The sequence below is a fragment of the Dactylosporangium maewongense genome (genome assembly GCF_039531485.1).
GTDB lineage: Bacteria > Actinomycetota > Actinomycetes > Mycobacteriales > Micromonosporaceae > Dactylosporangium > Dactylosporangium maewongense.
Genome location: NZ_BAAAQD010000014.1, coordinates 67,226 through 87,216, shown reverse-complemented (window position 1 = coordinate 87,216; position 19,991 = coordinate 67,226). Strand labels below are relative to the sequence as shown.

At 70.6% G+C, this 19,991-nt stretch carries 19 protein-coding genes; 12 read left to right on the top strand and 7 right to left on the bottom strand.

Annotation, left to right across the window (positions count from 1 at the left end):
- The first annotated feature begins 28 nt into the window (after positions 1-28).
- The 3 genes from ABD332_RS32265 to ABD332_RS32255 are packed head-to-tail and all read left to right on the top strand — an operon-like array spanning position 29 to position 1,150.
- Positions 29-484 (top strand): cysteine dioxygenase, encoded by a 456-nt coding sequence (locus ABD332_RS32265; RefSeq protein ID WP_344506116.1) that lies wholly within the window; start codon positions 29-31, stop codon positions 482-484.
- On the top strand, positions 481-867 hold the full coding sequence (locus tag ABD332_RS32260) for a rhodanese-like domain-containing protein (RefSeq protein ID WP_344506115.1): 387 nt from the start codon (positions 481-483) through the stop codon (positions 865-867). Before ABD332_RS32265 ends, ABD332_RS32260 begins: the two co-directional genes overlap by 4 nt.
- Before the next feature lie 4 nt (positions 868-871).
- Positions 872-1,150: a Smr/MutS family protein gene (locus tag ABD332_RS32255; protein WP_344506114.1), complete on the top strand. Its 279-nt coding sequence runs from the start codon at positions 872-874 to the stop codon at positions 1,148-1,150.
- Here ABD332_RS32255 and ABD332_RS32250 read toward each other — a convergent pair.
- Together ABD332_RS32250 and ABD332_RS32245 are read right to left on the bottom strand one after the other, a co-directional pair.
- Entirely contained in the window at positions 1,147-1,743 is a 597-nt protein-coding gene (locus tag ABD332_RS32250; protein ID WP_344506113.1) for an AMIN-like domain-containing (lipo)protein, read from the bottom strand. The genes ABD332_RS32255 and ABD332_RS32250 overlap by 4 nt on opposite strands.
- A gap of 126 nt (positions 1,744-1,869) precedes the next feature.
- Positions 1,870-2,250 carry a DUF6401 family natural product biosynthesis protein gene (locus tag ABD332_RS32245; RefSeq protein WP_344506112.1) on the bottom strand — a complete coding sequence of 127 codons (381 nt, stop codon included), beginning with the start codon at positions 2,248-2,250 and terminating at the stop codon, positions 1,870-1,872.
- A gap of 152 nt (positions 2,251-2,402) precedes the next feature.
- On the opposite strand from ABD332_RS32245, the gene ABD332_RS32240 reads away from it, so the two are divergent.
- Positions 2,403-4,727: a M28 family peptidase gene (locus ABD332_RS32240; RefSeq protein ID WP_344506111.1), complete on the top strand. Its 2,325-nt coding sequence runs from the start codon at positions 2,403-2,405 to the stop codon at positions 4,725-4,727.
- 1,333 nt (positions 4,728-6,060) lie between these two features.
- Here the strand turns inward: ABD332_RS32240 and ABD332_RS32235 are convergent.
- The 3 genes from ABD332_RS32235 to ABD332_RS32225 all read right to left on the bottom strand — a co-directional run bounded on the left by ABD332_RS32235 (position 6,061) and on the right by ABD332_RS32225 (position 8,560).
- Positions 6,061-7,284 (bottom strand): LCP family protein, encoded by a 1,224-nt coding sequence (locus ABD332_RS32235; protein ID WP_344506110.1) that lies wholly within the window; start codon positions 7,282-7,284, stop codon positions 6,061-6,063.
- 62 nt (positions 7,285-7,346) lie between these two features.
- Positions 7,347-7,472, bottom strand: coding sequence for a hypothetical protein (locus ABD332_RS32230; protein ID WP_344506109.1), 126 nt, complete (start codon positions 7,470-7,472; stop codon positions 7,347-7,349).
- Positions 7,473-7,582: 110 nt separating this feature from the next.
- On the bottom strand, positions 7,583-8,560 hold the full coding sequence (locus ABD332_RS32225) for an isopenicillin N synthase family dioxygenase (protein WP_344506108.1): 978 nt from the start codon (positions 8,558-8,560) through the stop codon (positions 7,583-7,585).
- A gap of 62 nt (positions 8,561-8,622) precedes the next feature.
- Here ABD332_RS32225 and ABD332_RS32220 point away from each other — a divergent pair, with 62 nt between their 5' ends.
- From ABD332_RS32220 to ABD332_RS32210, 3 genes are all read left to right on the top strand, one after another.
- Positions 8,623-8,865, top strand: a complete 243-nt coding sequence (locus tag ABD332_RS32220; RefSeq protein WP_344506107.1) for a helix-turn-helix domain-containing protein — start codon at positions 8,623-8,625, stop codon at positions 8,863-8,865.
- Complete coding sequence (locus tag ABD332_RS32215; protein ID WP_344506106.1) at positions 8,865-9,413, top strand: Clp protease N-terminal domain-containing protein; 549 nt, start codon at positions 8,865-8,867, stop codon at positions 9,411-9,413. The genes ABD332_RS32220 and ABD332_RS32215 overlap by 1 nt, the downstream gene beginning before the upstream one ends.
- Positions 9,414-9,547: 134 nt before the next feature.
- Positions 9,548-10,525, top strand: a complete 978-nt coding sequence (locus ABD332_RS32210) for a winged helix DNA-binding domain-containing protein (protein ID WP_344506105.1) — start codon at positions 9,548-9,550, stop codon at positions 10,523-10,525.
- Between the two features lie 1,294 nt (positions 10,526-11,819).
- On the opposite strand, the gene ABD332_RS32205 is transcribed toward ABD332_RS32210, so the two are convergent.
- The gene (locus ABD332_RS32205) at positions 11,820-12,950 is read right to left on the bottom strand and encodes an FAD-dependent oxidoreductase (protein WP_344506104.1); all 1,131 of its coding nucleotides are present in this window, start codon (positions 12,948-12,950) and stop codon (positions 11,820-11,822) included.
- Positions 12,951-13,038: 88 nt separating this feature from the next.
- Between ABD332_RS32205 and ABD332_RS32200 the strand changes: the two genes are divergently transcribed.
- Both ABD332_RS32200 and ABD332_RS32195 read left to right on the top strand, forming a co-directional pair.
- A complete protein-coding gene (locus ABD332_RS32200; RefSeq protein ID WP_344506103.1) occupies positions 13,039-13,629 on the top strand; it encodes a TetR/AcrR family transcriptional regulator in 591 nt (196 codons plus the stop codon).
- A gap of 10 nt (positions 13,630-13,639) precedes the next feature.
- Positions 13,640-14,488 carry an NAD-dependent epimerase/dehydratase family protein gene (locus ABD332_RS32195; protein WP_344506102.1) on the top strand — a complete coding sequence of 283 codons (849 nt, stop codon included), beginning with the start codon at positions 13,640-13,642 and terminating at the stop codon, positions 14,486-14,488.
- Positions 14,489-14,582: 94 nt separating this feature from the next.
- On the opposite strand, the gene ABD332_RS32190 is transcribed toward ABD332_RS32195, so the two are convergent.
- A complete protein-coding gene (locus ABD332_RS32190; RefSeq protein ID WP_344506101.1) occupies positions 14,583-15,743 on the bottom strand; it encodes a hypothetical protein in 1,161 nt (386 codons plus the stop codon).
- 189 nt (positions 15,744-15,932) lie between these two features.
- Here ABD332_RS32190 and ABD332_RS32185 point away from each other — a divergent pair, with 189 nt between their 5' ends.
- From ABD332_RS32185 to ABD332_RS32175, 3 genes are all read left to right on the top strand, one after another.
- On the top strand, positions 15,933-17,603 hold the full coding sequence (locus ABD332_RS32185) for a GspE/PulE family protein (RefSeq protein WP_344506100.1): 1,671 nt from the start codon (positions 15,933-15,935) through the stop codon (positions 17,601-17,603).
- A 46-nt stretch (positions 17,604-17,649) separates the two neighbouring features.
- Positions 17,650-18,735 carry a type IV pilus twitching motility protein PilT gene (locus tag ABD332_RS32180; protein WP_344506336.1) on the top strand — a complete coding sequence of 362 codons (1,086 nt, stop codon included), beginning with the start codon at positions 17,650-17,652 and terminating at the stop codon, positions 18,733-18,735.
- Between the two features lie 164 nt (positions 18,736-18,899).
- Positions 18,900-19,979 (top strand): type II secretion system F family protein, encoded by a 1,080-nt coding sequence (locus ABD332_RS32175; protein WP_344506099.1) that lies wholly within the window; start codon positions 18,900-18,902, stop codon positions 19,977-19,979.
- Positions 19,980-19,991 lie beyond the last annotated feature (12 nt).

Sequence of the window (19,991 nt, the reverse complement as noted above, 5' to 3'; positions counted from 1 at the left end):
AGTAGATGCGAATACTGGAGAATCTGCGATGACTGTCGCTACCCGGACGGACCTGCTCTCCGTCGCACGCTGGCACGCTTCGGATCCTGCGGACTGGCCGATCGAGCCTCGTTACGATCCGCGCACGCGCTGGTACGGCAAGCTGTACGCCGCCGACGACCACGAGGTGTGGCTGCTCACCTGGCTGCCCGGCCAGGCCACCGACCTGCACGACCACGGCGGGTCGTCCGGCGCGTTCACCGTCGTGTCCGGCGAGGTCGTCGAGCAGACGGTGCAGGACGGGTCCCTGCTCAACACCACGATGTCCGCCGGGTCCGGGCGGCGCTTCGGCGCGCACCACGTGCACCGGGTCGTCAACGCCGGGGCACGGCCCGCGATCACCGTCCACGCGTACAGCCCGGCGCTCACGGTGATGACCCGCTACCGGTTGCACGAGGGGCGGCTTAGTGTGGAGGCCATCCAACAGGCGGGGGCGGACTGGTGAGCGGGCGTTCCATCGACGAGATCCTGGCGTCCGCCCGGTCGCGGCTGACCCGGGTGACGCCGGCCGAGGTGCCCGGGGACGCGGTCCTCGTCGACATCCGCCCAGCCGCGCAGCGGGCGCTCGAAGGGGAGATCCCCGGCGCGCTGATCGTCGAGCGCAACGTCCTGGAGTGGCGCTTCGACCCCCGCAGCGACGCGCGGCTGCCCATCGCCGACCGGTTCGACCTGCCCGTCGTCGTCTTCTGCTCCGAGGGCTACACGTCCTCGCTGGCCGCGGCCTCACTGCAGGACCTGGGCCTGCACCGGGCGACCGACCTCGCCGGCGGCTTCCAGGCGTGGAAGCGTGCTGGGCTGCCGGTGTCCGGCGGGCCGGTGTCAGACTAGGGGCGTGAAGCTCAAGCTGGACCTCCACGACATCTTCAACCGCCGCGGCGACATCGACCGCGCGTTGAAGGGGATCATCGACGAGGCGGTGGCCAAGCGGGCCACCCTCGTCGAGATCATCCCCGGGAAGGGGTCGGGGGCGCTGAAGAAGCGGGTCCTGCGCTTCCTCGACCAGCGCGAGATCAAGGCGCTGTACCACCGGGTGGAGAAGGACTCCGACAACTTCGGCCGGCTCTTCGTCCACTTCCGGTGGAACGAGTCCTCGGGTCGCGGCCGCCGCTAGACCCGTATGTCCAGTGCGACCACGTTCGTCCCGTCCGGGCGGGTGCTCTCCCCGTACCGGACCTGCGCGGTGCCCTCGACGCCGAGGCCGTAGCTGACGTAGCCCTCGTAGTCGCCGACCTGCTCGTAGCCCCGCAGGCGGCGGTAGCCGACGTCGCGCGGGCCGGTGCCGGCCTCGCTGCGCGCCGGGGTGAAGACGATGCTCAGCTTCGTGGTGCCGGGCAGGGTGACGGGGTCTCCGGAGCCGTCCCGCACCACCTGGCGCACGATCTGGAAGCTGTACGAGGGAAGCGGGCCCCTGAACGCGAACGTGATCCGCTCGTAGCCGTCGCCGGTGTGGTCACCGGCGCGCACCTCGACCAGGACCGGCACCAGGGGGACGGCCGGGTTGTGCGGGACGGTGACCTTCTGCGTCGGCTCCGTCCAGCTTCCGTCGGCCTTCTTGGTCGTGGAGGCGTTCGGCGTGGGGTTCGAGCGCTCCGTTGCGCTGGCGGTCGCGGCATTTGTGGGGCTTTTGTTCGCTCCTGTACCGGTGGCCTCCGGGGTACAGGCGGCGAGCAGGACGATCAGTGCGAGGGACGGCAGGCGTGTCATGGCACATCGACGCGCGTGCGGGTGGTTCGGTTGTCCGCTGCTGGTGGTTCGGTTGTCCGCTGCTGGTGGTTCGGTTGTCCGCTGCTGGTGGTTCGGTTGTCCGCTGCTGGTGGTTCGGTTGTCCGCTCAGAAAGCGTCCACCGCGTCCGCGAGGGAGCAGACCGCCACCAGGCGCAGGACGGTCCAGTCGGCGTCCTGCCAGTCGATGGTCTCCGGGGTCGGCAGCGGGCGGCCGTGCCGCTGGTGGACGGCGATGACGCTCCGGGCGTACCCGGCGAGGGAGATCGAGTCGACGGCCTTCCCGGCGGCGGTGATGCTCTGCCGGACCGCGGCGGCGTGCTGGTCGACCTTCGCCAGCAGGAACGGCTGCGCCAGGGCCGCCACCAGGCCGTCGACGCCGACCATCGCCATGACCTGGTCGAGGTGGAAGCGGGCGTCGAGCTCGGCGGTGGCGAGGTAGCTCGCGTCGAAGGCGGTCGGGGCGGCGGGGGTGAGTTCGTTGTTCATGGACGATGACGCTAGGCAGTCCGGAGGGCTTCCGGGCCCCCAACAACCATCCGGCACCCGTTCATGACCCACTGCACTCCGTTCGGGTCGTCGGACGCGGGTTTTTGTCGGTGGGGGCGTGCAGAATGTGCTCACCCCACAGGAGGCACACCTTGTCCGACCGAAGCTTCGCCGCACCGTCGCGGCGACCCCTTACGGCCGCGGCGGCCCTCGCGGTCCTGGCCCTGCTCGCCGTCCTCGGCATCGCCGACGTCCAGCCGCCGGCGCCCCGGTCCGCCTCCGCACCCGCCGGTGAGTTCTCCGCCGCCCGCGCGTTCACCCACGTCGAGCGGATCGGCCAGGAGGTGCACGTCACCGGCAGCCCCGCCGCCGACCGGGTCCGCGAGCACATCGTCGCGACCCTCACCGGCTATGGTCTGCGCCCCGAGGTCCAGGACACCGTGGGGGTCAATGCCGGCAAGTTCGGCGACGGCGGCATGGCCCGCGTGCGCAACGTCGTCGCGGTCCTGCCCGGCTCCGCCTCCACCGGCCAGGTCGTCCTCATGGCGCACTACGACTCCGTCCAGGTCAGCTTCGGCGCCAACGACGACGGCGCGGGCAGCAGCACCCTGCTCGAGGTCGCCCGGGCCCTGACGACCGGCGCCCCGCCGCGCAACGACGTCGTGTTCCTGTTCACCGACGCCGAGGAGGCCTGCCTGTGCGGCGCCGAGGCGTTCGTCAGCCGGCACCCCCTCGGCCAGAAGCCGTCCGTCGTGCTCAACTTCGAGGCCCGCGGCAGCAGCGGTCCCGCCGTCATGTTCCAGACCTCCGTGGGCAACGCCGACCTCATCGACGTCTATGCCCGCACCCCGCACCCGGTCGGCACCAGCCTCGCCGTCGAGGTCTACCGGCTGCTGTCCAACGACACCGACTTCACCCCGTTCCTGGCGCAGTCGCGGTTCACCGGCCTCAACACGGCCTACATCGACGGCTCCAGCGTCTACCACAGCCCGTTCGACCGGCCCTCGACGATGAACCGGGCCAGCCTCCAGCACCACGGCGACAACGCGCTCGCCCTCGCCCTCGCCCTCGGCGCCGCGGACCTCCCGCCGCTGCTGCGCCCCGCCGCCGGCGACGCGGTGTATTTCCCGTTCGCGGGCCTGCTGGTGCGCTACCCGGCCGCGCTCACCTGGCCGATCGCCGTCCTCGCCCTGCTCGCCGTCGCCGCCCTGGTGTTCCTGGCCCGCCGCCGCGGCCTCACTTCGGTCCCCCGCAGCCTCGCCGGCCTCGGCCTCGCCCTCGTGCCGCTCATCGCGGTCGCGGTCGCCGCCCAGTTGCTGTGGACGCTGCTGGTCGCGCTGCGCCCCGGCTATGGCGAGCTGCTCGACCCGGCCCGGCCCACCTGGTTCCGCTTCGGCGTCGTCGCGCTCACCGCCGCCGTCCTGCTCGGCTGGTATGCGCTGAGCCGCCGCCGGCTGGGCCCCGTCCCGCTGTTCACCGGCGCCCTCGGTCTGCTCGCCGTGCTCGGCCTGGTCTTCGCCGCGGCGATCCCCGGCGGCTCCTACCTGGTGGCGCTGCCCGCCCTGTTCGGCGCCCTCGCGGGGATCGCCGCGCTGTACGTGCCGCGCCCGTGGCTCGCCACTGCCGTCCTCACCGCCGGCGCGGGCGTCGCCGTGCTGATCCTCGCCCCGACCGTCGCCCTCTTCTTCCCCGCCCTGGGCCTCGCGACCGGCGCCGCCCCCGGGCTCTTCGCCGCCCTGCTCGGCCTCGCCGCCCTGCCCGCCCTGGAGCCCCTCTTCCGCCCCGCCGGCGCCGACCGGCACCGCCTGCTCGGCGCCACCCCCGCGCTCGCGGCGCTCGTGGTCGCGCTCGTCTGCACCACGACCGGGATGGTCACCGACCGTTTCGACGCGACGCATCCCGAGCCGACCCACCTCATGTACGCCCTGGACCGCGACACCGGCACCGCCCAGTGGGTCAGCCTGGAGCAGTCCCCGGGCGCCTGGACCTCGCGGTATGTCCGCGACCACCGCTCCCTCGACGAGCTCTTCCCCGTCCTGCCCGCCGGCGAGCTGTCCACCGGCCCGGCGGAGGCCGCCCCGCTGCCCGCCCCCACCGCCACCGTCCTGTCCGACACGACCACCGGCGACCGCCGCACCGTCACTTTCCGCCTCGCCTCCCAGCGCCCCGTCCGCTTCGTCTCCTTCTACGCCGAGCCGGGCTCCCACCGCGTCCAGCAGGCCACGGTCGCCGGCCGCGACGCCGTCCCGTTCCTCCCCGACCAGAACCGCTTCGGCGTCGTCTTCCACGGCCCACCCACCGACGGCATCGAGGTCACCCTCGTCCTGCAGGGCTCAGGCCCTCTGAAGCTCCGCCTGGTCGACGGCAGCGACGGCCTCGACACCCTGCCCGGCTTCACCCCCCGCCCACCGACCGTCGGCATCTTCGGCAGCCACTCCAGCGAACTCACCGCCGTCGCCGCCACCACCACCATCTGACCCACCCCCGTGGCCGCCCTTCTTTTTCCGGGGGGCGGCCCACCTCCCACCAACCTCGCCAACCGCCACTCCATCGCCCACGCCCGTCGCCGCCCCGACGGTCTGCCCTCCACCGCCGGCCGGGGCCGTCCTGTCCGACACGAACCCCCGCCCGGTCCCACAGGGGCCCGCTCCACTGAACCCGCCCTGCTCGATGGCAGGCCTCGACCCCGCCCGCCTTCACCCAGCCCGCCCACGCCCGGCACCACTCCGGCAAGGGCGGTAACGCCACCGCCATGGAGGCCACCCGCTCTCCTCGGAGACCTGACGCACCACGCGATCGACACCAGCTACGCCCTCAACACCCTGCCCGGCGCCACCGCCACGTCCCCCAGCATCGTTCGGCGGCCACTCCACCACTCGCTCCGTCGCCACCACGACCTGACCTCCACCGCCACGAACCCCGCCCGCCCCTCACTACCTGGCAAACCCCGGCTCCCCTGACACCCCGCCGGCTCGATGGCAGCGACGAGGCCTCGACACCCTGCCGGCTTCACCCATGCCGCCCACCGTCGGCAGCCTTCTGCAACCGCTTCAACGAACAGACAGCCACCGCCATCACGGTCCCGCTTCCTGGTCGCCCGTGTTCCCTCAGGTGCTGCCAGCTACCGCCCGCATCGTCGGCAGCCACCCAGCAAGCCCGCAGCGGCCATCACCACGTCCGACCCTCCGGCCGCTCTCGCTCTCTTGTCCCCGGCAGCCCGCCCGCGCCCTCGGGAGGGCTATCTCCTCGGCCGGCGTCGTCGGCAGCCAGTCCGGGACGGAAGGTGACACCGCCACCACCGCGATCTGGCCCCGTCCGCCACGCAGCCACTCCCCCGGTGCCACCTCGCGCATCGAGCCGCAGCCCGCCCCAAGGTCAGTGCTGCATCTCTCGACCGGATCACCAACTTCGCTCGACCGCCGTCCTCCGGGAGGAGCCGTCCGCGCTCGCCCGCCATCTGTGCGGCAGAGGCGTACACCTGCCATGCAGCACCAACTCCGCAGTTGAGGCCGCATCTGGTCCGTGTTCCGCCCCGAGCTCCGCCATCGCCACGCTTCGGTTGTCAAGCCGCCGGGCGGACGGGGCGTCGCGCTCCGGATGCCGGTCTTCGCGGACCCAGCTTGATCAAAGGACGGTTCTGGCCGTCGGCGTCGCCGGATCCGTCCTTTGATCATGAGCCCGGGCCCGGGCGCCGTCCGTGGGTGCTGGTTTCCGTGAACGGCCCGCACCCGCAAGGCCGGCCACCGGCTGCGGTGCGCACGCGCGATTCCCGCCGGGACCCGCCGCGTCAGTGGTGGGGCGGCAGGACGGTCAGCTGGAGATCAGGGCGGTGTGCTGGGACATGAAGTCCTGGACGGTGTTGGTGCGGATCGCGTCGAGCAGGGCGAGGGTGGTGGGGTCCAGGGCTTCGGCGGCCGGGTTCTGCGGGGACGAGAAGAAGGTGCCGTTGTTCGTCTTGATGGTCAGCAGGTTGTCGCCGGTGATGCCCTTCATGGCGAAGATCCAGTCGTCGAGGCCGATGCCGCCGGAGTCGATGGTCATGGACTGGCCGATGACGTCCAGGATCTTCTTGAGTTTCACGGGGTCGGTGAGGACGTCCTTGCTGAGGATCTGCTTGAACAGGGCCTTGATGAACTGCTGCTGGTGCCGCTGGCGGTCGTAGTCGCTGTTCGGGAGGGTCTCGCGCTGGCGGACGTAGTCGAGCGCCTGCCAGGGCTCCAGGTGCTGGAAGCCGACGTGGTACGTCTGCGGGGTGACACCGGAGATCGGGATGAGGGTGGTGCCGCCGGTGCCGTTGTCGCGCTGGAGGTAGGGGACCTTGGTCTCGCCCTTGGCGTCGTGACCGATGTGGACCGACTTGACCTCCTGATCGACGTACATGTCGACGCCGCCAAGGACTTTGACGACGTTCTGGAAGCCGGTGAAGTCGATGATGGCGGCGGCGTCGAAGGTGACGCCCCAGTTCTCCTTGATCGTGTTGGCGAGGAGAGTGACGCCGAACTTGCGCTGCTCCTTGCCCGTGGTGTCGAGGCCACCGATGGCGAAGGCGCCATTGATCTTGTCGTGGCCGCCGGCGTACGAATGCTTGCCGTTGTCGAACTTGGGGATCTTCACCCAGGTGTCGCGCGGGATCGAGACCAGGTAGGCGGAGTCGTGCGAGGCCGGGATGTGCAGGATGATGATCGAGTCGGAGCGGATCGCCTCGGACTCGTCCTGGCCGGGGCGGGGGTCGATGCCCATGAGCAGGATGTTCTTCTCACCGCTGATCGTGACGTGGCGGCCCTGCTGCTCGGCGGCCGAGACGATCAGGTCCTCCTGCTTGACGTTGCTCGTGGCGTAGCCGATCACGGCGTCCTTCGCCACGAACGCGCCGCCCGCGACGATCATCATGAGCGCGCCCGCCACCACCAGCGAGCGCGCCCACCACGGATCCTTGCGGGAACGCCGCAGCAAGAAGGCCGGGTCGTCGGCGAGATGCTCGTGGCGTTGGAACACGTCCCGCAGCTCCTGTTCGAGCGAGGCGTCGGAGGTCATACCCCCATGACGGAATGAAGGGCCCCGCTGATTGCGGTTTCTACGAAAAGACAGGAACCCGGTCAGCCGCCGACGACGAACACGCCGATCACGCTGAGCAGCACGAGCGCGGCGAGGAACACGAGCATGCCCTGCTCGCTGTCGAGGTTGGTGAGCTTGCGGGTCGTGGTCGGCGTCGGGGTGGTCATCGGGGGCCTCCTGTTGCGGTGTGGTGACTCAAACGGTAGGTACACCGTGAACAGGTTTGCTCCCGTCATCGTGCCAGCCCTCTGACCTGCGTTTACAAGCTTGCAAGGGTCTAACCGATGCGGGGTACCCCCTGGTGACGGGTATCCGCGAACAGCTCTGGAAACACCTTGCCCACCTTTGCTACCAGATACTCGCCGTACGTCCCGGTGAATGCCCGCAAATCCTGCCCGTCCCAGCGCGGGCCACCCTCGGAGCCGCCGGAGCTCGGCAGCGGCGGCACCTGCTGGGTGAAGTCGGGATCGAAGAAGAAGGGGAACGACAGCCGTTCGTTGCCACTGACGTTGCGGACCCGGTGGGGTGTCGAGCGGTACCACCCGCCGGTCATCCGGTCGAGCATGTCGCCGATGTTGCACACGAACGTGCCGGGGATCGGCGGGGCGTCGAGCCAGCCGTCGGGCGTGCGCACCTGGAGGCCGCCGTTGCCGTCCTGCAGCAGCAGCGTCAGCAGCCCGTAGTCGGTGTGCTCGCCGACTCCCCACTCGTCGCTGTCCGGCGGGGACGGCGGGTAGTGGAAGATCCGGAACAGGACGGTGGGGTCGGCGGTGTACGACTCCGCGAAGTACCCGGCCGGCAGCCCGAGGCTCAGCGCGACGCCTCGCAGCACGGTCTGCGCGACCGTGGTCATTCGCGTGACGTACGACAGCACCGCCGGACGCAGGTCGGGCACCTGCTCCGGGAAGAGGTTCGCGCCGTGCAGCGGCAGCCCGGCGCGGACCTGCGGGGCGTCGGGGCCGAGCTCGGTGCCGAAGTAGAGCCCTTCCTTGCGGTCCGGGACGCCGGAGGTCAGCTCGGCGCCGACGGGGAAGAACCCGCGCCACGCCCGGCCGCCGTGGGCCATCGCGATCTCCATCTTGGCGGGCAGCGGCAGGTCGAAGAACGTCCGCGCCGCCGCGTCGAGCCGGTCGGTCAGCGACGACGGCACGCCGTGCCCGGTGACGTAGAAGAAGCCGTTGTCGCGGCAGGCCGTCTCGATGCCGCGGGCGGCGGAGTCCAGGTCGGAGATGTCGATGACCGGCAGCGCGTCCATGCCAGGAGCGTAGTTGTCAACCGTGGTTGACACGCACCGAAGCTGTCAACTACGGTTGACACATGACGGAAGCAGGCGATCTCGCCGACGCCGCGGCCAGCCCCGATCCCAGAGTCGGGCTGCGGGCGGCGGTGGCGCTGCGCCGCCTCGCCGACGCGCTCGAGGTGCTCCAGGTCGACAACGCCCGCCGGCAAGGCTGGTCGTGGCAGGAGATCGCGGACGCCCTCGACGTGACGCGCCAGGCGGTCCACAAGAAGCACGCGAGCCGGGCAGTGACACCGGTACAAGAGACAGGAGCACAGTGATGTTCGAACGGTTCACCCAGCGCGCCCGCACCGCGGTCCAGAACGCGCACGAGGAGGCCAACGCGCTCGGCCACCGGACGGTCGGCACGGAGCACCTGGTCCTCGCCATGTTCACCACCGGCGGGATCGCCGCCGACGTGCTGCAGGCGTGCGCCGTGGAACGCGAAGGGTTCGTCGCCACCCTCACCGGCACCGACGACGCGGCCGCGCTGCGCTCGATCGGCATCGACCTCGATGCGGTCCGCAGCAGCGTCGAGCAGACGTTCGGCCCCGGCGCCCTCGAGCAGGCCGAGCTGCCCCGGCGCGGCGGCTTCCTGTTCCGGCGCAGCAAGCTGCCCAACCGCTTCGGCAACGACGCGAAGAAGGCGCTGGAGCTGTCGCTGCGGGTCGCGCTGTCCATGAAGCACAACTACATCGGCACCGAGCACCTCCTGCTCGGCATCCTGCGCGAGGAGCGCGGCACCGGCGGCCGGCTCCTGCGCGAGCAGGGCATGAGCTACGACCGCACCATGGAGCTCGTCAAGGCCGCCCTGCGCAACGTCGCCTGATTCTTGTCATACCCCTGTGCTTGAGTGTCTGCATGGAACGGACACTGACGTGGCGACACCTCAACCGCGCTTTGCTGGCCCGGCAGTCGTTGGCGTCTCGTGTACGAGCTGACGCCCCCACCGTCCTGGAGACGATGGCTGGGCTCCAGGCGCAGTATGCCCCGTCCATGTACATCGGGCTGTGGACCCGGATCGAAGGCTTCGAGCGCGAGTCGCTGACCCGGCTCCTGGAGGCCCGCGAGGTCGTCCAGGCGACCATCCTGCGCGCCACCATCCACCTCGTCTCACGGGCCGACTTCTGGCCGTTCCTGATCGCGATCCGGGATGCCCGGCGCGACTGGTATCACCGCGTCACCCGCAACAGCGTCGGCCCCGCGGAGCTCACCGAGGCCGCGCAGAGCCTGCGCGAGCTCCTGCGGGAGCGGCCGGTCAAGCGGGCCGAGATCGACCAGCTCTACGGCCCGGAGGTCCGCGGCGGCGTCGGCATGCATCTCGACATGGTCCGCGTGCCCCCGACCGGCACCTGGGCCCGCCGCCGCGCGGACCTGTTCGGCTTAGCGGAGGGCTGGGTCAGCCCGCCCGAGATCACCGTCGAAGCAGCCCGGGAGCTGCTGGTGCGCCGGTATCTCGGCGGGTTCGGCCCGGCGCACCGCTCCGAGATCGCCGACTGGGCCGGCCTGAGCGTCACCGACGTCGCCAAGGTCCTGGCGACGATGGAGCTGCGCCGGTTCCGTGACGAGCGCGGACGGGAGCTCGTCGACCTGCCCGACCAGCCGCTGCCGGACCCGGAGACACCGGCGCCGGTGCGGTTCCTGCCCACCTACGACGCGACGCTGCTCGCGCACGCCCGGCGGACTCTGATCCTGCCGGAGGAGCACCGCACCAAGGTGTTCCACGTGCGGATGCCCCAGTCGATCGGCACGTTCCTCGTCGACGGCCAGGTCGCCGGCACCTGGACGGTGAGCAAGACCGGCGTCGTGTCGTGGGAGCCGTTCGACAAGCTACCGGCATCGGTCCGCCGCCAGGTCGACACCGAAGCCGAGGCCCTGACCGCCTTCCACACAACACCGCCCCCACCCCGCACCACGCCGCCACCAAAGCCAAGGCCCTGACCACGTCCCACTCAACACCGCCGCCACACACACCCACGCGTTGCCCATCACCGCAACGGCCGAGACGGGTGCCGCGCGGGAAGCCGCCAGCACCGGTCCCCCGCCACGTCAACACTGAAGCCGAGCCCCTGACCGCGCTCCACTCAACACCGTCGTCACACGTCCCACGGCCCCCATCCCCGCAAACCACCGAAGCGGAAGCCGCCAGCGCCGATCCACCGACACGTCAACGCCGAAGCCACGACGCTGCCGGCATTCCACCCAACACCGCCCCATCCTGGCGCCACACCGACACCGAACCCACGGCACGGACCGAACACTGCACCCATGCATCAACGCACCGCCCATCACCGCAAACCACCAGAACAGAAGCCGCCAGCACCGCTCCACCGACACGTCAACACCGACGCCGCGACGCTGAAGGCATTCCACCCAGCACCGCACCCGCCCGCCGTCACGTCGCCACCGAACCACAGCGCTGACCGTGTCCCACTCGACGACGCCGTCACCCATCCACGCGCCGCCCATCACGCAAACCACCGGGACAGAAGCCGCCAGCGCCGATCCGCCGTCTTGTCAACGCCGAAACCAAACGCTGACCACGTCTCAGTCGACACCGCCCCTACCCCGCGTCACGCCGACACCGCACCCACGGCACGGACCGAACACCGCACCCGTGCACCAACACGCAGCCATCGCCGCGAACCACCAGAATGGAAGCCCGCCGAGAAGCCACCGGCGCCGATCCACCGTCATGTCGCCACCAAAGCCGCGACGCTGACGGCATTCCACTCAACACCGCACCCGACCGCTGTCACGTCGACGCCGACGCCGGAGCGCTGACCGCAGTCCACTCGACACCGCAACCGTCATCCACGCGCCGCCCACCACCGCAAACCGCCAGAACGGAAGCCGGCCGAGAAGCCGCCGGCGCCGGTCCACCAACACGTCAAACACCGGAGTGGCGACGCTGACGGCCCTCCTGCCAACGCCGCACCCGCCCCGCATCAACACCGACACCGCGGCACTGACCGCGTCCGACTCGACACCGCACCGTGCGCCAACGCGCCGCTCATCTCCGCAACCGCCGGAACAGGAGCCGTCGAGAAGCCACCGGCATCGGTCCGCCGCCACGTCAACGCCGAAGCCGAGGTGTTGGCCGCTTCCACTCAACGCCGCACCCGCCCCGCGTCACGCCGGATCCGAAACCGAAACTGCGGCACTGACCGCGGTCCGCTCGATGGCGCAACCGTGCATCCACGCGTCGGACTTCTGTGGGAGCGGGCGGCTGGCGTCAGGTTGACGACGGGGGCAGGGTGCTGGCCTTGTTCCATTCGACGTCGTAGTCGTGCATCCAGGCGCTGGACTTCGCTGCGAATCGGCGAAAGAAGAAGGGCATTGTCAGGTCGCGGATGCGGGCGGTGACGGGGCCGGAGATCTTTGCGTCGCGGTTGGCGCCGGCGAACTTCAGCATCTGGGTGGTCCGGGGGCGGCGCAGGGTTTCGTAGTGGGTGAGGGCCGTGTCCATGTCGGGGGTGTCGCGTAGGCAGCGGGCGAGGACGACCGCGTCCTCGACGGCAAGGTTGGCGCCCTGGCCGGCGCCCATCGGGTGGGCCGCGTCGCCGAGGACGACCATGCCGTCGCGGTGCCAGCGTGGTACGCCGGCCGGCAACGCCTGCATCACGGTGCGGGGGTGCCAGTGGTCGGTGGTGCGGACCAGGGTGGCCGCCGGGCCGTGGTCGGCGTCGAACAGAGCCGCCAGCGCGGCGTGGTCCAGCGGGCCGGTGGGTGGTGCGGGCGAGGGGACCTGCGCCGCCCACAGGGTGCCGGCGGGGGTCGGGGCACACACCATCGTCGCCCTCGCGCCGAACGTGATCGTGAACGCGTCGGGGTCGACCGGGTGTGGTGAGCGGCCGCCGGCCGTCCACAGGCCCGCGTAGTGCGCGGCGGGTGCGGCCGGGTCGATGACGGTCCGCAGCCGTGAGTGGATGCCGTCGGCGCCGACGATGAGGTCGGCGGTCGCGGTGGTGCCGTCGGCGAACACGGCCGTGCGCCCGTGGCCGACGCCGGTCAGCCGGCGGCCGGTGACGATCCGCGCGCCCGACTCCAGGGCCAGGGCGCGCAGCGTCTCGACCAGGTGCCCGCGCATGAGCGTCACCCGTCCGCGGGCGGCCTCGCCGAGCAGCTTGCCGCGGCCACTGCGCAGCCGTAGCAGCGGCAGCCGCGTGCCGCGGGCGGCTACCGCGTCCCGGCAACCGATCGCGTCGAGGGCCCGCAGCCCGTTGTCGCCGAGGCTGACGAACGACCCGACGTCGCCCGCCGGGTCCGCGTATGCCTCGTGCACCGTCACGTCCCACCCGATCCGTCGCAGCGCGATCGCCGCGACCGGCCCCGCGACCCCGCCCCCGATGACCATGGCCTCCATGCCCGCCTCCAAAACTGAATCTTCATTCGGTGAACTACGATTCAGTTTTACCGACTGCTACGGTCGACCGTCAAGAGGGGAGGTCGCGATGGCTACGCGCAGGGAGAAGGCGGCCCAGACCTCCGCCGCCCTCAAGGAGGCGGCCCGGCAGCTCTTCGCCACCCGTGGCTACCTGAACACGAAGATCAGCGACATCACGGCCGAGGCCGGGCGGGCGGTCGGCTCGTTCTACGACCACTTCGCGAGCAAGGAGGAGCTGCTGCGGGCGCTCCTGGCCGACATGCAGGCCACCGCCGGCGAGGCACTCCCCGACCACGACCCGGACCACGACCTGTCCGACGAGGCGCAGCTGCGCTTCCACGTCGCCGCGGCCTGGCACACGTTCAAGACCCACCTGCCGGTGATGGTCGCCCTCTTCCAGTCCTCGATGCTGGAGGCGCCGTTCAGCGGGCAGGCCCGCACCCGCCTCGCCGAGGACACGGAGATCCTCCGGCAGCACCTGGAGCTCCTCGCGTCACGCGGCCACCAGCTGCCGGGCCGCCCCGCCGTGGTCGCCGAGGCGATGGGGGCGATGCTGGCGATGTTCGCCTACGCGCACCTCACCGCGCCCGAGCCGCGCCTGCCGGACGACGAGGCGATCGACACCCTCACCGCACTGCTGCATCGAGGCCTGCGGTAGAAACGTAGGCATGGCACGGATCGTCGTCACCGGAGCACACGGCAAGACCGGACGGGCGGTCGTCGCCGACCTGCTCGCCCACGGCCACCACGTCGTCGCCACCGACGCCGTCGGCAAGGCCGGCCACCTCAGCGAGCTCGGCACCCCCATGATGGTCGCCGACCTGACCGACTACGGCCAGGCGGTCGAGGTCGTGCAGGACGCCGACGCCGTCGTGCACCTCGCCAACATCCCGGCGCCGGGCATGTATCCGCCGGCGGTGACGTTCAACCGCAACTCGGCGATGAACTTCAACGTGTTCCACGCCGCGCAGAACGCCGGCGTCGGCCGGGTCGTGTGGTCCTCCAGCGAGACGACGCTGGGCCTGCCGTTCGACACTCCCCCGCGCTACGCGCCGGTCGACGAGGAGCACTACCCGTTCCCGACGACGACCTACGCGCTGTCGAAGGTCGTCGGCGAGACCCTGGCCCGGGAGATCTCCGGGTGGAGCGGCATCCCGTTCGTCGGCCTGCGGCTGTCCAACGTCCACGCGCCCGAGGACTATGCCGCCGTCCCCGGCTACTGGAGCGACCCGCACTCGCGGAAGTGGAACCTGTGGGGGTACGTCGACGTGCGCGACGTGGCCGCCGCCTGCCGGCTCGCGCTCGACGCGCCGGTCGAGGGCGCGAGCTCGTACGTGATCGCCGCCGCCGACACGATCATGGACCGGTCGTCGGCGGAGCTGATGCGCGAGGTGTTCCCGGAGGTGCCGCTGACCCGCGAGCTCGGCGAGTTCGAGACGCTGCTCTGCATCGACCGGGCCCGCGAGGTCCTCGGCTACGACCCGCGACACACCTGGCGCACCGAACTGCGCCACTGAACGCGAACTGCAACGCGAAGCTCGCCACAGCAAACCCGAAGCACGCCAGTGAAACCCGAAGCGCGCCAGTGAAGCCAGGAAAGCCAGGAAAACGCTAGCTGGACAGCAGCGCCAGGAGCTCTGGCAGGGCGGTCGGCGAGACCGCCAGCTCGTGCAGATTGCACTCCATGCCCGACTCCGAGGCCAGGACGCCGGGCGTGGCGGGGTGGACGCGGCGCCAGCCGCGGGAGGTGAGCGCCGCCTCCATCACCACGACCACGGACGGGGTCGCGTCGAGGTCCTCGGGCTCGGTCGGGGGTTCGGGCTGCGCCGGCCAGTTCGCGGCGACCAGCTCGTCGAGGCGGGTCAGCAGCACCTCGACGACCTCAGCGTCGCCGTTCGCCGGACGGCCCAGCAGGGTGGCGACCTGGTCGTGCACGGCGCGCGCCTGCCGGACGACCCAGCCGGGCCAGGCGGTGGCCGGCACCGCGGCGAACGTGGTCCACTCCGCCGGCGAGCGGCGCAGGACGTGCCGGGCCAGGGCGCGCTCGTCGGCGGCCGGGAGCGGGTCGAGGGGCACGAGGTCCGCGGCCCGCAGCGCCAGGTGTGCGGCGGTCAGCGGCGCGATGGCGCCGGCGAGGTTCGGGTGCCGGTTCATCAGGGTCGTCCGGGTGTCGTCGTCGACGGACGCGAGGATCGCGCCGACGCGGATCGCGGCACGCCAGCCGTCATGGACGTCCTGGATCGCCGCCGACGCGTGCTGCCACACCTGCTCCTCCAGGTCGAAGGCGAGGTCGGCGAACTCGAACTCGGCCAGGTCGGCCTTCACGACCGCACGGGCCGCGGTGTGCAGCCCGGAGGCACTGCTGGCGGCCTGGTCGGCCTTGCGCTCCAGGGCGGTGGCGAACTCGCGGGTGGCGCGCAGCACCGCCGCCGCCCGCGGGGGCAGCTCGACACGCGACGGGTCGGCGGCCTCCTCGTACAGGTCCCGCAGGCGCGCGACGAGGTGGGCGCGGCGGTGGTCGACGACGGCGAGCTCGTGCGCGACCAGCGCGCGGATCTCGTCGATGGTCAGGCAGTACAGCAGCGGCAGCCCGACCAGCAGGACCCGCCGGCGGCGGCTGGCCCAGGCGCGGACGACGCCGTGGCCGGTGAGCAGGACCGCGTCGGGGGCGGCCACCCCGACCCGGGCGGCGACCTCGGTGACCAGGGCCAACAGCGTTCCGGTCGCGGCGACTCCCTCCGGTGGGGCCCCTGGGGGGCGTCCGTAGCGCATCAGGACCCATCTCGCGCGCCACACACTGATTTTGCCGGGCAACGGATCTTCGACGACGGCAACCGACACAGCGAAGCATCCTCATGACGGGGACGCGGCGCGTCAACGCGCACCGACCATCCGGCGGGGGTGAATCCCGAAAGTCACCCGGATCGGTGCCGATGATGCCGTTGAGGACCCGGGGGTGAGATGTACCAGACGTTCAGTCCGTTGCTGGACGCGCTGAAGGAACGTGGAGCGGATCCGCAGGCGGTCGACCGGGCGGCGGAGGAGGCGGAGCGCACGGGGCGGTCGATCCGCGCCGTGCTCATCAACGACCACATCGTCACCGAGGATCAGCTCACCGAGGCGTCCGCCGATGCGTACGGGATCCAGACGCTGGACCTGGTCGGTTACCCGATCGATCCGGCGGCGATCACGAAGATCCCGATGGCGCTCGTCCTGAAGCACCGGGTTCTCGGCATCGCCCTCAACGATCTCGAAATCACCGTCGGCATCACCGACCCGGGTGACGTCCTGGCGCTGGATGACGTCCGCGCCGCGACGGGCCTCACGGTCCGCCCGGTCGTGGTGGCCCGCTCCGAGCTGCGCAAGATCATCGACCGGTTGAAGCGGGAGGAGAACGACCTCGGCGACGTCGCGGAGAGCCTGCGGGCGGAGTCGACGCCGGCCGTCTCGGCCCTGACGACGCTCAACGAGGACGCGCCGATCGTCCGGTACGTCAACTCGCTGCTCGAACAGGCGATCGTGAACCGCGCGTCCGACCTGCACCTGGAGCCCGGCGAGCACAACATGCGGGTGCGGTACCGCATCGACGGCGTCCTGCACGAGGTCGACACCGTGCCCAAGCACGTCCAGTCGGCGCTGATCTCCCGGTTGAAGATCATGTCGAACGTCGACATCACCGAGCGGCGCGTACCGCAGAACGGCCGGATCACCGTCGAGATCAACCAGCGGGCGGTCGACCTGCGGACCGCGACGCTGCCGACGGTGTGGGGCGAGAAGATCGTGCTGCGCGTCCTGGACACCAGCGGCATGGACCTGAAGCTGGCGAAGCTCGGCTTCAGCAAGGCCAACGCGGAGCGCTTCGCGGCGTCCTACCACAAGCCGCACGGCATGCTGCTGGTCACCGGCCCGACCGGCTCGGGCAAGTCGACGACGCTCTACGCGACCCTCGCCGAGATCAGCAAGCCGACGGTCAACATCATCACCGTGGAGGACCCGGTCGAGTACCGGCTGCCCGGCGTCAACCAGGTGCAGGTGGACCACAAGGCGGGCCTGACGTTCGCGGCGGTGCTGCCCGCGATCCTGCGCTCCGACCCCGACGTGGTGCTCATCGGCGAGATCCGGGACCGCACCACCGCGCAGCTGGCGGTCGAGGCGGCGCTCACCGGCCACCTGGTGCTGTCGACCCTGCACACCAACGACGCGCCGAGCGCGGTCACCCGGCTCGTCGAGATGGGCATCGAGCCGTTCCTGGTCGGCTCGTCGGTCGACTGCGTGCTCGCGCAGCGGCTCGCGCGCCGGCTGTGCGACTGGTGCCGCACCGAGTACGAGCCGAACGAGGCGGAACTGGTCAGCGCGCGGTGGCCGTACGAGATCCTCGGCGCCCCCAGCACGCTGTGGCGACCTGTCGGGTGCCGCTCGTGCGCCAACACCGGCTACCGGGGCCGGATCGCGCTGCACGAGGTCATGCCGGTCTCCGCGGAGATCGAGAAGCTGGCGATCGACCGGGCCTCGGCGCACGAGATCCAGGCCGTCGCCCGCCAGGAGGGGCTCATCGACCTGCGCCTCGACGGCCTGGCGAAGGCCGCGGAGGGGCAGACCTCGATCCCGGAGGTGGTCCGGGTCGCCGTGTAACCCTCAACACAGCCGGGGCACTGCCGATGGGCCGCGTGTGGAGACCATGGTGACCAGCGACGAGCGCGCCTCGCTCGACGCGATGCTGGTGTCGCTCGTCCGCGTCGGCGGCTCCGACCTGCACCTGACCGTCGGGGCGCCGCCGACGGTGCGGATCAACGGCGGGCTGCGGTACCTGCCGGGCTACGACGACCTCACGCCCGCCGACACGGAGATGCTGGTCCGCGCCGCCGTGCTCAACGAGAGCCAGTGGAAGCACTTCGAGCAGATCCAGGAGCTGGACTTCGCCTACGCGATCGAGGGCGTGTCGCGCTTCCGGGTCAACCTGTACGCGCAGCGCGGCTCGTTCGGTGCGGCGTTCCGGGCGATCCCGCACAACATCAAGCCCCTCGACCAGCTCGGCGTGCCGGAGCAGGTGGCCCGGTTCGCGCACCTGCACCGCGGGCTGGTGCTGGTGACCGGACCGACCGGCTCGGGCAAGACGACGACCCTGGCCGCGATCCTGGACCTGGCGAACCGCACCCGCTCCTCGCACATCGTGACGATCGAGGACCCGATCGAGTTCCTGCACGAACACAAGCGCTGCCTGGTGAACCAGCGGGAGGTGGGCGCGGACACGACGTCGTTCTCGATGGCGCTGAAGCACGCGCTGCGCCAGGACCCCGACATCATCCTCGTCGGCGAGCTGCGCGACCTGGAGACGACGTCGACGGCGCTGACCGCGGCCGAGACCGGCCACCTGGTCCTGGCGACGCTGCACACGCAGAGCGCGGCGCAGACCGTCGACCGGGTCATCGACATCTTCCCGCCGCACCAGCAGCAGCAGGTGCGGGCGCAGATGTCCAACGCGCTGCAGGGCGTCGTCACGCAAGCCCTCGCGCCGCGCGCCGACGGGCAGGGCCGCACGATCGTCGCGGAGATCATGTTCGCCACGCCGGCGATCCGGAACCTGATCCGCGAGGGCAAGAACCACCAGATCCCGTCGTTCATGCAGTCCAGCGGCAACGACGGGATGCTCTCGTTCGACCAGCACCTGGCCGAGCGGGTCCGCCAGCAGCTCGTCACGTACGAGACGGCGCTGGAGATGTGCCACTCGGCGGAGGAGTTCCGCCGTCTCGCCGGCCGGATGTGATGTGAGTCGTCATGACAGCGACGAAGACGTACGACTACCAGTCGATCGACCACGACGGGAAACGCGCCAAGGGCAAGATCGAGGCGTCCAACGAGCTCGCCGCCGCGCAGCTGCTGCGCCAGCAGGGCCTGACGCCGCTCGCCATCACCAGCGCCGACACGCTGATGAAGCGCGACATCACCATCCCCGGGCTCGGCGACCGGACGACGCTCAAGGACCTGTCGGTGTTCTCCCGGCAGTTCGCGACGATGACGCAGTCCGGCATGTCGCTGCTGCGCTCCCTGTCGGTGCTGGAGGAGCAGGCGCAGAAGCCGTCGCTGAAGAAGGCCGTCGGCGAGGTCCGGCTCGACATCGAGGGCGGCATGTCGCTGTCCGGCGCGCTCGGCAAGCACCCGAAGGTCTTCCCGACGCTGATGGTGGCGATGATCCGGGCCGGCGAGACCGGCGGCTTCCTCGACAGCGCCCTGGACCGCATCGCCACGAACTTCGAGAAGGACGCCCAGCTGCGCGGGAAGATCAAGAGCGCGCTCACGTACCCCGTGATCGTGCTCCTCTTCACCGTCGTGATGATCAGCGCGGTGCTCATCTTCATCGTGCCGATCTTCGAGAAGATGTTCAAACAGCTCGGCGGCGAGCTCCCGCTCCCCACGAAGATCATCGTGAACGCCAGTCACACGCTCTTCTGGCTGGGCCCGCTCATCATCGCCGTGTTCATCGTGGTCACGGTGACGCTACGGAAGATGATGGCGGTGAACCCGGCGGTACGGCTGCGGGTGGACAAGATCAAGCTGAAGCTGCCGGTCTTCGGGCCGCTGTTCACGAAGATCGCGCTGAGCCGTTTCTCGCGCAATCTCGGCACCCTGCTCGGCGTCGGCGTGCCGGTGCTGCAGGCCCTGGATGTGGTCGGCGCCACCACCGGAAACGCTGTGATCAGCAACGCCATGGCCGATCTCCAGAACGCGGTGCGCGAGGGCCAGCCGATGTCCTCGCAGCTCGGCAACCACAAGATTTTTCCATCGATGGTCGTGCAAATGGTGGAAGTCGGCGAAGAAAGCGGCCAAATCAGTCAGATGTTGGAGAAGGTTGCCGATTTCTACGACCGAGAGGTGGACAGCGCGGCAGACGCACTCACCGCGTCCATCGAACCGATCATGGTGCTCGTCATGGGTGGCGTGGTCGGCGGGATGATCATCTGCCTCTACCTGCCGATGTTCTCGATCTACCAGAACATCCAGAGCAACTGAGAACAGCACCCG

Bases quoted from the DNA above. Each gene is read 5' to 3' on its own strand.
- ABD332_RS32265 (WP_344506116.1), top strand. From the start codon at position 29: ATGACTGTCGCTACCCGGACGGACCTGCTCTCCGTCGCACGCTGGCAC.
- ABD332_RS32250 (WP_344506113.1), bottom strand. From the start codon at position 1,743: ATGACACGCCTGCCGTCCCTCGCACTGATCGTCCTGCTCGCCGCCTGT.
- ABD332_RS32245 (WP_344506112.1), bottom strand. From the start codon at position 2,250: ATGAACAACGAACTCACCCCCGCCGCCCCGACCGCCTTCGACGCGAGC.
- ABD332_RS32235 (WP_344506110.1), bottom strand. From the start codon at position 7,284: ATGACCTCCGACGCCTCGCTCGAACAGGAGCTGCGGGACGTGTTCCAA.
- ABD332_RS32230 (WP_344506109.1), bottom strand. From the start codon at position 7,472: ATGACCACCCCGACGCCGACCACGACCCGCAAGCTCACCAACCTCGAC.
- ABD332_RS32225 (WP_344506108.1), bottom strand. From the start codon at position 8,560: ATGGACGCGCTGCCGGTCATCGACATCTCCGACCTGGACTCCGCCGCC.
- ABD332_RS32220 (WP_344506107.1), top strand. From the start codon at position 8,623: ATGACGGAAGCAGGCGATCTCGCCGACGCCGCGGCCAGCCCCGATCCC.
- ABD332_RS32215 (WP_344506106.1), top strand. From the start codon at position 8,865: ATGTTCGAACGGTTCACCCAGCGCGCCCGCACCGCGGTCCAGAACGCG.
- ABD332_RS32210 (WP_344506105.1), top strand. From the start codon at position 9,548: ATGGCTGGGCTCCAGGCGCAGTATGCCCCGTCCATGTACATCGGGCTG.
- ABD332_RS32205 (WP_344506104.1), bottom strand. From the start codon at position 12,950: ATGGAGGCCATGGTCATCGGGGGCGGGGTCGCGGGGCCGGTCGCGGCG.
- ABD332_RS32200 (WP_344506103.1), top strand. From the start codon at position 13,039: ATGGCTACGCGCAGGGAGAAGGCGGCCCAGACCTCCGCCGCCCTCAAG.
- ABD332_RS32195 (WP_344506102.1), top strand. From the start codon at position 13,640: ATGGCACGGATCGTCGTCACCGGAGCACACGGCAAGACCGGACGGGCG.
- ABD332_RS32190 (WP_344506101.1), bottom strand. From the start codon at position 15,743: ATGCGCTACGGACGCCCCCCAGGGGCCCCACCGGAGGGAGTCGCCGCG.
- ABD332_RS32185 (WP_344506100.1), top strand. From the start codon at position 15,933: ATGTACCAGACGTTCAGTCCGTTGCTGGACGCGCTGAAGGAACGTGGA.
- ABD332_RS32180 (WP_344506336.1), top strand. From the start codon at position 17,650: ATGGTGACCAGCGACGAGCGCGCCTCGCTCGACGCGATGCTGGTGTCG.
- ABD332_RS32175 (WP_344506099.1), top strand. From the start codon at position 18,900: ATGAAGCGCGACATCACCATCCCCGGGCTCGGCGACCGGACGACGCTC.